The organism is Brevibacterium pityocampae (assembly GCF_039541555.1).
In the GTDB taxonomy this organism is placed as follows: Bacteria; Actinomycetota; Actinomycetes; order Actinomycetales; family Brevibacteriaceae; genus Brevibacterium; species Brevibacterium pityocampae.
Window position 1 is genome coordinate 117,477 of record NZ_BAABGL010000018.1, and the last position, 12,040, is coordinate 129,516.

Here is a 12,040-nt window from a genome sequence, read left to right on the forward strand (position 1 = left end):
GCGCGGCTGAGCACACCCGCCGGGCTGTCCCGGCCGACCGCCGCGCCGCCCGGTACCGGACATGCCGCCCGTCATAGGATGGGCGGCATGTCCGTTCGCGTCTCCGCGCTCTTCCGCTACCCGGTCAAGGGCTTCCCGGCCGAGCCGCTCGACTCCGGCACGGTGCGCGCCGGCACGGGCTTCGACGGCGACCGGGCGGCGGCCTTCAGCAGCGGGCGCCTGCCCGTGCCGGCGGACTCGTGGAGTCCCTACCGCGGCTTCGCCGTCCTCAAGACCGACATGAGCCTCGAGGCCTGGCAGGTGAGCTCGACCGCCGCCGAGGCGCCCGCCGGGTCCGCATCGGGCGGCGACCCCGGGATGGTCGGCGGCTCCCCCGGCGCCCCGGCCCGGGCGATCACGCTGCGCGCCCCGGACGGTGAGCGCACCGGGTTCCGCACCGATGACGCCGACTCCCTCGCGGCCGCCTCGACGTTCCTCGCCGCGCGTCTGCGCCCCCAGGGCGAGCACCCGCGCCGCCTCGTCGTCGCAGGCCAGGGGATGTTCGACTCCCGCGCCTCGGGCGTGTCGCTCATCAACCCGGCAACGGTCGAGATGCTCGGGGAGGCCGCGGGCGTCGACCTCGACCCGCTCCGCTTCCGCGGCAACGTCCACCTCAGCGGCCTGGCTCCGTGGGAGGAGTTCGGACTCATCGGGCGGGTGGTGCGCGTGGGCTCGGCGCGTCTGCTCATCCGCGCCTCGATCGAACGCTGCCCCGCCACCCGGGTGAATCCCCGGACCGCGGAGGACGACGTCAACGTGCCCCGGCTGCTCGCCGGGGTGTTCGGGCATCTCCATCTGGGCGTCTACGGGATCGTGCTCGAGCCCGGCACGGTGGGCGTGGGCGACGCGCTCCTCATCGAGGGCGGATCGTGCGCTGAGCACGGGCCCGGAACCGAAGAGCACCACCACGACGCCGGAGCGCCCGCGGCCCTCGACCCGCGGGTGAAGTCCCCGCTCACCACCCCGCGCCCGGCCACGGTCCTCGACTCCGCGGAGATCGACCCGGGGCGCGTCCGAGTGCGCCTGCGCGACGAGCTCGGCTGGTTCGCCGCCCTCCACCGACCCGGCATGCATGCGCGCGTCCACCTCCTCACCGAGGCGGGGCCGCTGTGGCGCACGTACACCGTCACCGCCGCCACCGGGAGCACGTTCGAGCTCGGCGTCGGGGTCGACGGCGTCGGCTCCCGCACCCTCACCGCACTGCCGCCGGGGGCGCAGGTGCTCGTCTCCGGCCCGTTCGGCCGGGTCACCGCGGACACGCTGCGCGCCCCGCGCACCCTCGTGCTCACCGCCGGGATCGGCATCACCCCGGCGCTCGGGCTGCTGCCCGGCCTGGGCGATCGGTCGGTCGATGTCCTCCATGTCGAACGCGGGCGGACCCCGAGCGGCTTCTTCCGCGCGCTCGTCGACGCCGCCGGGGCACTCCCCGCGGCGCGCGTGCGGCGCTGGTCGACTCAGGAGCGGGGTCGGCCGGACGCAGACGCGCTCGGCGCAGTGCTCACCGAGATGCTCGACGCACCTGTGGATACAGATCCGGCGGCGCCCGGGGAACCGGCCGCCCCGAGCTCAGCGGACCGTGCGGGCGCTGCTGTCGATGTCGTGCTGTGCGGCCCGCCCGGCTTCCTCGCCGCGGCCGCCGAGGCCGCCCACCGCGTCGGGGTCCCGGCCGCACACGTCCACCGCGAGATCTTCTCCTCGCCGGCACCGATCGACGCCGGCGGCACGGTCGACCTCACCGCGTGGGAGCCGGCGACGGTGCGCACGCTGACCGCCGACGGCTCGACAGGTCCCGAGGTCGTCTGGACCCCGGCCGCGGGATTCCTCCTCGATGCGCTCGAGGCCCGCGGGTTCGACGTGGCGAGCTCGTGCCGGGGCGGCTCGTGCGGCACCTGCGCGCTGCGCCTCGTGTCCGGCCAGGTCGCCTATCCGGTGGAGCCGGCGGCGGCCTTCGACGACGACGAGGTCATCACGTGCTCGGCGGTCCCCGTCGGGGATGTCGAGCTCACCCTCGACGAGTGAGCCGCGCCCACCTCGGGCACGGCGAGGGCTCCGTTCCGCGGTGCGGTGCCGGGCCGGACCGCCTCAGCGCCCGGCTGCGGTGTCGACCGCTCCGCCGAAGCGCCGGTCGCGGCGCGCGTACTCCTCGATCGCGGCCCACAGGGTGCGGCGGTCGACGTCGGGCCACAGCACGTCCTGGAACACGAGCTCGGCGTAGGCCGACTGCCAGAGGAGGAAGTTCGAGGTGCGCTGCTCACCCGAGGACCGGAGGAACAGGTCGACATCGGGCACCCCGGGAGCGTAGAAGCGGGAGGCGAGCGCCTTCTCCGTCACCTTCCCCGGGGTCAGCCGGCCGGCGGCGACCGCTTCGGTGATCGCGTTGACCGCATCGAGGATCTCCGCGCGCCCCCCGTAGTTCACGCAGAACTGGAGGACGAGCCCCGTGTTGTGCCGCGTCATCTCCTCGGCCGCCTCGAGCTCGGCGATGACGGAGCGCCACAGGCGGCCGCGCCTGCCGGCCCACACGATCCGCACCCCGAGGGCGTGGAGCTCGTCGCGGCGGCGGCGGATGACATCGCGGTTGAAGCCCATGAGGAACCGGACCTCCTCCGGGGAGCGCTTCCAGTTCTCGGTGGAGAAGGCGTAGGCGGAGAGGTGGTCGACGCCGGCCTCGATCGCCCCGTGGATGACCTCGAGGAGCGCGAACTCCCCGGCCTTGTGCCCCTCGGTGCGCGGCAGGCCCCGGTCGTTCGCCCAGCGCCCGTTGCCGTCCATGACGACCGCGACGTGCCTGGGCACGAACTTCCGCGGGATCTCCGGCGGGCGCGCTCCGGACGGGTGCGGCGGCGGCACTGCGGGGTGCCCGCCGGCGGTCGGAGCGGGATCGGGGCGACGGGGGCTCATGCGTTCTCCAGGACCGTGAAGGACTTGACGTGGCGCTCGAGGTGCCACTGGACGTACAGCGTGACGAGGCGGGAGGCCTCGGCGGCATGGTGGGGTGCGGTCGCCTCGGCCCGGGCCCAGTCCCCGGACAGCAGGGCGGCGAGGTGGAGGACGGTCTCCGTGGTCGGCAGCGCGGTGCCGTGCTGGCGGCAGGCCGAGCACACGGCCCCGCCGAGCGCCGGGGAGAACGCCCGGTGCGGGCCGGGTTCGCCGCACTGGGCGCAGTTCCACAGGCTCGGCGCCCAGCCGGCGACGGCCATCGCGCGCAGCAGGTAGGCATCGAGTGCGAGCCTGGGTGGGTGCTCGCCCCTGCACAGGGAGCGGATCGCGGACACGAGGAGGAGGTACTGGGCGCGGGAGCGGGGTTCGGCCTCGGTGAGCCGGGTGCAGGTCTCGGCCATGACGTTCGCCGCGGAGTACGTGCTGTAGTCGGCGCCGATCGCGCGGGCGAAGGGCTCGATGAGCTCGACCTGGGTGACGACGTCGAGGCTGCGTCCCACGTGGCACTGGACGTCGACGAGCATGAATGGCTCGAGCCGGGAGCCGAACCGGGACTTCGTGCGTCGGATCCCCTTGGCCACCGCCCGGACGAGCCCGTGGTTGCGGGTGAGGATGAGGACGATGCGGTCGGCCTCGCCGAGCTTGTGGCCGCCGACCACGATCCCCTCGTCCCGGTACTGCTTCATCCCTCCATTATCGTCGCCCGGCCTGGGAGGCGGCTGACGCACACGCCGGGGACGCACCGCCGGAAGCACCGCAGGTGGTCGCAGAACCATGATCCCGGCGGGGGAATCGTGGATCTGCGACCACCTGACGGCGGGGCGGGAGCTCGGGCCGGCGGCTCAGCCCTGGCGCACGGCGCGGTTGACGGCGCTGATCACGGCCTTGAGCGAGGACTTGGTGATGTTCGGGTGGAGACCCGCACCCCACAGCACCCGGTCGCCGACGGCGAGCTCGACGTAGGACGCCGCGACGGAGTCCGCACCGGTGCCCACTGCGTGCTCGGTGTAGTCCTGCAGCCGGATGTCGAGGTCGAACTGCTCGGTGAGGAGGTTGACGAGGGCGTTGATCGGGCCGTTGCCGCGGCTCTCGTAGGTGCGCTCCTGGCCGTCGACAAGGAGGTCGACCTCGATGGTCTCGGAGTTCTTCGTCGTCGGCTCGTCGGCGATGTTCGCCGACGCGGTGCGCAGGCCCATGATCTTGAACCGGCCCCAGGCCTCGGCGTCGCCGTCCGACGGCAGGTACTCGTCGTTGAAGATCCGCCAGATCTCCGGTGCGGAGACCTCGCCGCCGGACTCCGAGCGGCCCTGCACGACCTGCGAGAACTCGACCTGGAGGCGGCGCGGCAGGTCGAGTCCGTGCTCGGTCTTGAGCAGGTAGGACACTCCGCCCTTGCCGGACTGCGAGTTCACGCGGATGACCGCCTCGTAGGAGCGGCCCAGGTCCTTGGGGTCGACCGGCAGGTAGGGCATGTCCCATTCCATCTGCTCGATGGGTACGCCGGCGGCCTGCGCCCGCTTCTCCCGGTCGACGAACGCCTTGTTGATCGCGTCCTGGTGGGAGCCGGAGAAGGAGGTGAAGACGAGGTCGCCGCCGTAGGGATGGCGCTCGTGCACGCCGATCTGGTTGCAGTGGGTGACGGTGCGGATGACCTCGTCGATGTCGGAGAAGTCGAGCTCCGGGTCGATGCCCTGCGAGTACAGGTTGAGGGCGACGGTGACGAGGTCGAGGTTGCCGGTCCGCTCGCCGTTGCCGAACAGGCAGCCCTCGATGCGGTCCGCGCCGGCCATGATGCCCAGCTCCGCGGCGGCCACGCCGGTGCCGCGGTCGTTGTGCGGGTGGAGGGAGACGGCGACGTCCTCGCGGTAGGGCATGTGGCGGCAGAACCACTCGATCTGGTCGGCATAGGTGTTCGGGGTGCCGCGCTCCACCGTGGCCGGCAGGTTGACGACGGTCTCCCGGCCGGCGGCCGGCTGCCACATGTCGAGGACGTTGCCGACGACGTCGAGCGCGAACTCCGGTTCGGTGTCGACGAAGATCTCCGGGGAGTACTCGTAGCCGAAGTCGGCGTCGCCGAGCAGGCTCTCGGCGTGCTTCATCACGGCCTGGGTGCCGCGCATCGCGATGTCGCGGGTCTCGTCGAAGCCGTCGCCGTCGAAGCCGAACACGACCTTGCGGAACACCGGTGCGGTCGCGTTGTAGAGGTGGACGGTCGGCATCTTCGCGCCGACGAGACTCTCCACGGTGCGCTCGATGAGGTCCTCGCGGGCCTGGGTGAGGACGGAGATCCGCACGTCGTCGGGGATCGCGTCCTCTTCGATGATCTGCCGGACGAAGTCGAAGTCGGGCTGGCTGGCCGCCGGGAAGCCGACCTCGATCTCCTTGAAGCCGAGCTTGACGAGGAGATCGAACATGCGGCGCTTGCGATCCGGGGTCATCGGGTCGATGAGCGCCTGGTTGCCGTCGCGCAGGTCGGTGCTGAGCCAGCGGGGAGCGCGGGTGATGCGCTGGTCGGGCCAGGTCCGGTCGTGCATGTCGATCCGGATGCGGTCGAAGAACGACTTGTACTTGGCGAACGGCATGGGGCTGGGCTTCTGCAGGTGCGTCACTTCAGGGTCCTTGATCTCGACGGGTTTCGACCGACAGCATCGACTCCGCAGCGAGGATGCGGCCTGAGTCAGGCCTCGCCGCGGCACTGAAGAAGAAGAAGGAGCGCCTGCCTATCCATGCTCCTCACTGTATGCGCAACCGCCGTCGAGGTCACCCGGCGCGCCCACCATGTGGGACGACGATGCCGTGGTCTCAGTTGACGAAGTCCGCGCCGGCGCGGGCGACGGTGAAGCCCTTGCCGGTGGCGTCCGAGGTGCACGACATGCCGTCGCGGGCGGAGGTGCACGTCATCCCGTGCGCCTCGATCGACTCGCCGTAGTCGAGCGGCTCGGCCTCCGGGGCCTCCGGGGCCGGGGCGCAGGAGAACCCGGCGCCGTCGTCGTTGGCGACGACGATCCCGCCCCAGTTGTCGATCTCGCAGTCGGCCGGCTTCTCCGGCGGCTCGTAGTCGAAGCTCGCGATCGTGCAGCGGGCGCGCTCGGCGTCGATCGTGCAGCTGATGTTGCCCGAGGGGGCAGCGAAGGAGCGAACCTCGGAGGCCGGGGTGCTCGGTGCCTCCGAGTCCTCCTCCCCGGGCGATTCCGGTGCCCCAGCGGGCGGCGGCGGGGCGGGCATCGCGGCGTCGTCGCCCCGGTCCTGCCCGCTGAACATGTCGAACAGGATGTAGCCGATGATGCCGAGGACGAGCAGCACGGCGATGACGATGACGGCGATCGCCGCTCCCGGCATGCCCCGCTTCCGCTGCGCCGGCCGCCCGGCACCGTAGTGCTGGGCACCGTGCGGCGGCTGCGACGCACCCGCGCCGCCTCCGACCATCGGGGGCACGGGAGGCGGGGGCGGGACCGGGGCACCGCCCACGGTCGGGGCGGCGACGGGGGCCGGATCGCGGCCGGGCCAGCGGCTCGGCGGGGCCTGGCGCTCGGCCCATGCCAAGTGGGCGGCGGTCGCCCTGGGGCCGTCGTGCGCCTCGGGCCGTTCACGCGGGCCGTCGAGGCGGTCGTCATGGGTCTCCGCCGCGATCTGCTGGAGCTCCTCGAGGCTGAGCACGCGGGTCGATTCGCCCTCCGGTGCGGCGTCCGCGGCACGGAGCTGCGCGACCTCCTCGGCGCGGAGTGCCTGGGTGTCGTCCGTCGGGGCGGCGGGCTTCGCCTGGCCCACGAACAGCTGCGTGGTCAGGGAGTCTTCCGGCGGCGTCCCGGGGGTCGGTCGCCGGCGCGGCGGACGACGGTCGGGCGGAGGAGGAATGCTCATGGGAATCCAGTGTAGACACCCGCCCCGGAGCGCGCGGTCAGCCGTCGGTCAGGCGGCCCCGGCCGGTCCTGGGCCGTGGCGTCGGCCGGACCCGGGCCGTGTCGTCGGGCCCGGCGGGGAGCGCCCATGGCACGATGGACGCATGGTCCATCCCGCCGTCCGGTCCGCCGCACCGCTCCTGCTCGTGGCGCTGCTCGCCACCGGCTGTGCGCGTCCTGCCGGTGGCGACGCCGTGGCCGCCGCCGCATCGGGTCTCCGTGCACCGGCCCAGAGCGCACCGCGCGACCTCCCCGCCCCCGCCCTGCGCACGCCCGCCGGGGCCGAGGCGCCCGCCGGTCCCTCGCTGCCCCCGCTGCCCGGCATCGGGCCGGAGACGCTCGCCGAGGTCCCGGCCGACACCCGCCAGGTGCTCATCTCCTCGACCCCGGGGCCCGCGGACACGACCGCGACGACGGTGCTGTTCGAGCGCGCCGGCGACGGCTGGGAGCGCACCGGCGAGTACGCCGGCCACAACGGGGGCGCGGGCTGGAAGCGCGACCGGCGCGAGGGCGACCGCACCTCGCCGATCGGGGTGTTCTCGCTCAGCGATGCCGGCGGCTCCCTCCCGGACCCGGGCTCGCTCCTGCCCTACACGCACGAGCCGGAGCTGCGCACCGGTGCGGCGGCCGCCTACGGCGAGGACTACGCGGCGGTGTTCGACCGCGTCATCGCCATCGACTACAACCGGCAGCCGGGCACCCCGCCGAACGACGACACCCGCCCGCTCGGCTGGGACGCCGGCGGCAAGATCTGGCTCCACGTCGACCACGACTCCCCCACCCGGGGCTGCATCACTGTCGACGCCGAGGACATGGTGCACCTGCTGCGGACCCTCGACCCCGCCGCGCATCCGCACATCATCATGGGACCCGCCGATGACCTCGCCCGCTGACGCGTCCGCGGCGGCGGCCGGGCCCGCTGAGCTCCGCGTCCTCCTCCCCTCCCCCGAGGTGCTGCCGACGCGGCGGGCCACCGCGGAATCGAGCGCCGACCCCGCCGGGCCCGAACCGCGGCTCGTCGAGCTCTACGACTCCGGCCCGCTGTCCGGGCACACCCCCGGGATGCGCGTGCAGGCGAACATGGTGACCACCGTGGACGGGGCGATCGCCGGTGCCGACGGCCGCTCGTCGACGATCTCGACCCCTGCGGACATGCGGGTGTTCTCCGTGCTCCGCTCGCTCGCCGACGCCGTCGTCGTCGGGGCGCAGACCACCCGCATCGAGCGCTACACCCGGCTCACGGAGAAGACCGCCTACCGGGCGCAGCGGGCGGCCCGCGGCCAGGAGCCCGTCCCGCTCCTCGTCATCGTGTCCGGGACGGGCAGCATCGACACCGCCCGACTCGCCGAGCAGGGCACCTCCCCGATCGTGGTGCACACCGCGACGGACGACCCGGAGACACTCGCCGGGCTCCGTGGGTTCTGCGGCGCCGGAAACGTCGTCGTCCACGGGGACATCACCCCGCAGGCGGTGCTCGCCGACCTCGCCGTCCGGGGCGTGCGCCGGGTGCTGTGCGAGGGCGGGCCGACGCTGCTCGGCAGCTGGGTGTCGGCCGGGCTCGTCGACGAGCTGTGCCTCACCGTCTCCCCGCTGCTCGCCGGCAGCGGTACCGAGGATCATCCCGGTCTGCTCGGGACGGTGCGCCTGCCCGCGCCGGTGCCCGCGACCCCGCTCAGCCTGCTCACCGATTCATCGACGTACATCCACCGCCTGGCCCTGCCGGCCGGACCCGCGGCCGCTGCGGCCGCAGAAGGAGAATCCCCATGACGAAGACGATCGCAGTCACCGGAGCCGCCGGACAGATCGGCTATGCGCTGCTGTTCCGGCTCGCCGCCGGCGCGGTGTACGGTGACGAGCCCGTGCGGCTGCGCCTGCTCGAGATCCCGCCGGCGCTGCCGGCGCTCGAGGGTGTGGTCATGGAGCTCGACGACTGCGCCTTCAACACGCTCGCCGCAGTCGACATCACCGACGACCCGCGTACCGCCTTCGACGGGGCGGACGCCGCACTGCTCGTCGGTGCCCGCCCGCGGGCCAAGGGCATGGAGCGCGCGGACCTCCTCGAGGCCAACGGCGCGATCTTCTCCGCCCAGGGGAAAGCGCTGGGCGAGGTCGCAGGCTCCGACATCAGGGTCGTCGTCACCGGCAACCCGGCGAACACGAACGCCCTCATCGCCTCCACGCACGCCCCGGACATCCCCGCCGCGCGGTTCACCGCGCTCACCCGGCTCGACCACAACCGGGCGCTCGCGCAGCTCGCGGCCCGCGCGCAGGTGCCGGTGAGCACCATCGAGCACCTGGCGATCTGGGGCAACCACTCCGCCAGCCAGTACCCGGACGCCACCCGCGCCACCGCGGGCGGACGCCGGGTCCTCGACATCATCGACGACGAGGCGTGGGTGCGCGAGCACTTCATCCCGACCGTCGCGCAGCGCGGGGCGGCGATCATCGCCGCCCGCGGGGCGTCCTCGGCGGCCTCGGCGGCGAACGCGACGATCGAGCACCTGCGCGACTGGGTGCACGGCACCAGCGGGCAGTGGGTGTCGATGGCGGTGCCGTCGAACGGCGAGTACGGCGTGCCCGAGGGGCTCATCAGCTCGTTCCCGTGCACGGTGGCAGGCGGGGAGCACCGGATCGTCGAGGGGCTCGAGATCGACACCTTCTCCCAGGCCCGGATCGACGCCTCGGTCGCGGAGCTCGCCGAGGAGCGCGAGGCCACCCGGGCGCTCGGCCTGCTCTGAGCCGGCCCGCCCGGGGGTCCGCGCTGCGGTTCAGCCGGTGATCGGTCTCAGCGGGTGATCTCCGCGAGATCGAGGACGTGGGTCTCGATGAAGTTCGCGACGTCGTCGTTCCACCGGTCCGGGTCGACGTTCCACTCCTTGGTGTGGCGCGCCTTCTCGTAGTGCGGCATCGTCACGAGGTCGCGCCGGACGCTGGCGAGCGCGTGCGAGGGCCCCGAGGGCACGAAGTCGTCGTCGTCGGAATGGATGAGGAGGACGCGCGTGTCGAGCTCGGCGGCCCGGCGCACCCAGTCCATCCGGTTGAGGTCGAGCGGGGTCTCCAGGCCGGTGATGCGCCGCGCCCACGGGCGGGTGAGCATGTCGAGCGCGAGCCGGGCGACCGGGGTGGGCAGGAAGTTGATGCGCGCCTGATGGTCGAGCACGTCGTACCAGTCGACGACCGGGCCGTCGAGGACAAGAGCGGCGATGTGCTCCCGGTTGCGGCCGCGGGAAGCGGCCTGGAAGGCGATCGCGGCACCCATCGACCAGCCGAACACTACGACCTTCTTCGCCCCCTGGGCGAGCGCGTGGTCGATCGCGACGTCGACGTCGATCCACTCGGTGTCGCCGAGACCGTAGCGGGCCGTCGAGCCGACCGGCACCTCGGGGTCGTTGCGGTAGGAGATCGCGAGCGCGGGGATCCGCAGGTCGTTGAGCACCGGGGCCGCCTTGAGGCCCTCGGCCCGGGAGCCGCCGCGACCGTGGACGAGGATCGCCCAGGTGTCGAGCGGGGTGTCGGCGGTGGTCGGGAAGAACCAGGCCGGCAGGTCGCCGACGTCGGATTCGAGGGTGACGTCCTCGTACGGCAGGCCGGTGGCGTCCGGGTGAGGGTAGAACACGCCCGTCCAGCGGCCGCGGCGGGCGGTGCGGAGGTCTCCCGCGGTCACGGCGAGCACCTCGCGCGACACGGTGCGCGACACCGGGTCGTACTCGACGATGTCGCCGATCTGCGCGTGCCCGGCCCCCGAATCGAAGTGCAGGCCGTACCGGCCGTTGACGAGCGTCTCGTCGTCGGCGGCGAGGTGGACGTGCATGTCGTCGTCGAAGCCGTCGACGTGGAGGATCTCGAGCTCCTCCGGCGCCTGCTCGGGGATCACGACCCGGCGGGCGAAATAGGCCGCGAGACCGGAGGTCGCGACGGAGGCGAGCAGGCCGATCCCGGCCCCGACGCCGAGGCCGGCGGCGGCGATACGCACGGCGCGCCGCTTGGGGTGCGCGACAGGATCAGGGGACGACGTCACGGGAACCTCCTCATCACCAGGGGTGTCATGCGGACAGTCTACTGTCCGGGTCACCGGAGTAGCATGGGGCGCAGCGAACCGACAGCGGAGGAGAAGGCTCATGAGCAGCGAACAGAACGCAGCACCCACCGTGCAGCGGACCGACGCCGAATGGCGTGAGATCCTCAGCCCGGAGGAGTACGCGGTGCTCCGGCAGGCCGGCACCGAGCGCCCGTTCACCGGGGAGTACACCGACACCACGACCGCCGGCTCCTACCGGTGCCGGGCCTGCGGCGCCGAGCTGTTCCGCAGCGAGACGAAGTTCGGCTCCCACTGCGGCTGGCCGAGCTTCTACGCCCCGCTCGCCGAGGACCGGGTGCGCTACATCCGCGACGACTCGCTCGGCATGCAGCGCATCGAGGTGCGCTGCGCGGCCTGCGACTCCCACCTGGGGCACGTGTTCGAGGGCGAGGGCTACGACACCCCCACCGATCAGCGCTACTGCATCAACTCGATCAGCCTCGTCCTCGCCGAGGACGGTGCGGACACCGCGGGGAACGACGCCGGGGACGGAGCCGCCCGGGAGTCGACCGATGCCTGAGCCGGTCGCCGAATCCGCGGTCCGGCGGGCCGCTCCGGCGGACGCGGTGGTCAAGCACTTCTCCGAGCTGACGAGCGAGGAGCTCTACGGGATCCTGCAGCTGCGCAGCGAGGTGTTCGTCGTCGAGCAGGACTGCGTGTTCCTCGACCTCGACGGGGTCGACCTCTACCCGGACACGCTCCACGCATTCATCCCGCATGCCGGTGCACCCACCCCGTTCCGCGACTCCCACGGTGAGCAGACCGGCCTGTCCGTCATGCCCGCCGCCTACGCCCGACTGCTCCCCCACGGTCTCGTTGACGGGCCGGCCGGGCACCCGGACGGCCGGAGCATCGGCCGGGTCGTCACCGATCCCGCAGCGCGCTCCACCGGTGCCGGGCGTGTGGTCGTCGGCCGGCTCGTCGAGGACTTCGCAGGCAGTCTGCTCACCCTCAACGCCCAGTCCTACCTCGAGCGCTTCTACGCCGGGTTCGGCTTCGAGCGCAGCGGGGAGGACTTTCTCGAGGACGGGATCGTCCACATCCCGATGCGCCGGGCGGCCGGCCCGGCCCGCGGCTGAGCCGT

The 12,040-nt window shown here is 73.0% G+C and carries 11 protein-coding genes; 6 read left to right on the forward strand and 5 right to left on the reverse strand.

Translation table 11 applies throughout. From position 1 onward, the window contains the following. Positions 1-87 precede the first annotated feature (87 nt). Entirely contained in the window at positions 88-2,058 is a 1,971-nt protein-coding gene (locus ABD883_RS11810; RefSeq protein WP_345032302.1) for an MOSC domain-containing protein, read from the forward strand. Between the two features lie 63 nt (positions 2,059-2,121). Here the strand turns inward: ABD883_RS11810 and ABD883_RS11815 are convergent, their stop codons facing one another. The 4 genes from ABD883_RS11815 to ABD883_RS11830 form a co-directional block, all read right to left on the reverse strand. Continuing rightward, on the reverse strand, positions 2,122-2,940 hold the full coding sequence (locus ABD883_RS11815; protein WP_247618740.1) for an isoprenyl transferase: 819 nt from the start codon (positions 2,938-2,940) through the stop codon (positions 2,122-2,124). Further along, positions 2,937-3,665 carry a DNA repair protein RecO gene (gene recO / locus ABD883_RS11820; RefSeq protein ID WP_137319901.1) on the reverse strand — a complete coding sequence of 243 codons (729 nt, stop codon included), beginning with the start codon at positions 3,663-3,665 and terminating at the stop codon, positions 2,937-2,939. The genes ABD883_RS11815 and recO overlap by 4 nt, the downstream gene beginning before the upstream one ends. A 156-nt stretch (positions 3,666-3,821) precedes the next feature. Continuing rightward, on the reverse strand, positions 3,822-5,588 hold the full coding sequence (gene leuA, locus ABD883_RS11825) for a 2-isopropylmalate synthase (protein WP_345032306.1): 1,767 nt from the start codon (positions 5,586-5,588) through the stop codon (positions 3,822-3,824). A gap of 193 nt (positions 5,589-5,781) precedes the next feature. Continuing rightward, positions 5,782-6,840 carry a DUF6636 domain-containing protein gene (locus ABD883_RS11830; RefSeq protein ID WP_345032309.1) on the reverse strand — a complete coding sequence of 353 codons (1,059 nt, stop codon included), beginning with the start codon at positions 6,838-6,840 and terminating at the stop codon, positions 5,782-5,784. 142 nt (positions 6,841-6,982) lie between these two features. Here ABD883_RS11830 and ABD883_RS11835 point away from each other — a divergent pair, with 142 nt between their 5' ends. The 3 genes from ABD883_RS11835 to ABD883_RS11845 are packed head-to-tail and all read left to right on the forward strand — an operon-like array spanning position 6,983 to position 9,616. After that, positions 6,983-7,771 (forward strand): hypothetical protein, encoded by a 789-nt coding sequence (locus ABD883_RS11835; protein WP_345032312.1) that lies wholly within the window; start codon positions 6,983-6,985, stop codon positions 7,769-7,771. Continuing rightward, entirely contained in the window at positions 7,755-8,645 is an 891-nt protein-coding gene (locus tag ABD883_RS11840) for a dihydrofolate reductase family protein (protein ID WP_345032315.1), read from the forward strand. Before ABD883_RS11835 ends, ABD883_RS11840 begins: the two co-directional genes overlap by 17 nt. Next, the gene (locus ABD883_RS11845; RefSeq protein ID WP_345032317.1) at positions 8,642-9,616 is read left to right on the forward strand and encodes a malate dehydrogenase; all 975 of its coding nucleotides are present in this window, start codon (positions 8,642-8,644) and stop codon (positions 9,614-9,616) included. The genes ABD883_RS11840 and ABD883_RS11845 overlap by 4 nt, the downstream gene beginning before the upstream one ends. 47 nt (positions 9,617-9,663) lie before the next feature. On the opposite strand, the gene ABD883_RS11850 is transcribed toward ABD883_RS11845, so the two are convergent. Beyond that, entirely contained in the window at positions 9,664-10,896 is a 1,233-nt protein-coding gene (locus ABD883_RS11850; RefSeq protein WP_345032319.1) for an alpha/beta hydrolase, read from the reverse strand. Between the two features lie 100 nt (positions 10,897-10,996). Here ABD883_RS11850 and msrB point away from each other — a divergent pair, with 100 nt between their 5' ends. Further along, a complete protein-coding gene (gene msrB, locus ABD883_RS11855; protein WP_137319907.1) occupies positions 10,997-11,476 on the forward strand; it encodes a peptide-methionine (R)-S-oxide reductase MsrB in 480 nt (159 codons plus the stop codon). Continuing rightward, on the forward strand, positions 11,469-12,035 hold the full coding sequence (locus ABD883_RS11860; protein WP_345032323.1) for a GNAT family N-acetyltransferase: 567 nt from the start codon (positions 11,469-11,471) through the stop codon (positions 12,033-12,035). Before msrB ends, ABD883_RS11860 begins: the two co-directional genes overlap by 8 nt. The last annotated feature ends 5 nt before the right edge of the window (positions 12,036-12,040 follow it).

Coding starts and splice junctions, on each gene's coding strand:
- ABD883_RS11810 (WP_345032302.1), top strand. CDS start 88: ATGTCCGTTCGCGTCTCCGCGCTCTTCCGCTACCCGGTCAAGGGCTTC.
- ABD883_RS11815 (WP_247618740.1), bottom strand. CDS start 2,940: ATGAGCCCCCGTCGCCCCGATCCCGCTCCGACCGCCGGCGGGCACCCC.
- recO (WP_137319901.1), bottom strand. CDS start 3,665: ATGAAGCAGTACCGGGACGAGGGGATCGTGGTCGGCGGCCACAAGCTC.
- ABD883_RS11830 (WP_345032309.1), bottom strand. CDS start 6,840: ATGAGCATTCCTCCTCCGCCCGACCGTCGTCCGCCGCGCCGGCGACCG.
- ABD883_RS11835 (WP_345032312.1), top strand. CDS start 6,983: ATGGTCCATCCCGCCGTCCGGTCCGCCGCACCGCTCCTGCTCGTGGCG.
- ABD883_RS11840 (WP_345032315.1), top strand. CDS start 7,755: ATGACCTCGCCCGCTGACGCGTCCGCGGCGGCGGCCGGGCCCGCTGAG.
- ABD883_RS11845 (WP_345032317.1), top strand. CDS start 8,642: ATGACGAAGACGATCGCAGTCACCGGAGCCGCCGGACAGATCGGCTAT.
- msrB (WP_137319907.1), top strand. CDS start 10,997: ATGAGCAGCGAACAGAACGCAGCACCCACCGTGCAGCGGACCGACGCC.
- ABD883_RS11860 (WP_345032323.1), top strand. CDS start 11,469: ATGCCTGAGCCGGTCGCCGAATCCGCGGTCCGGCGGGCCGCTCCGGCG.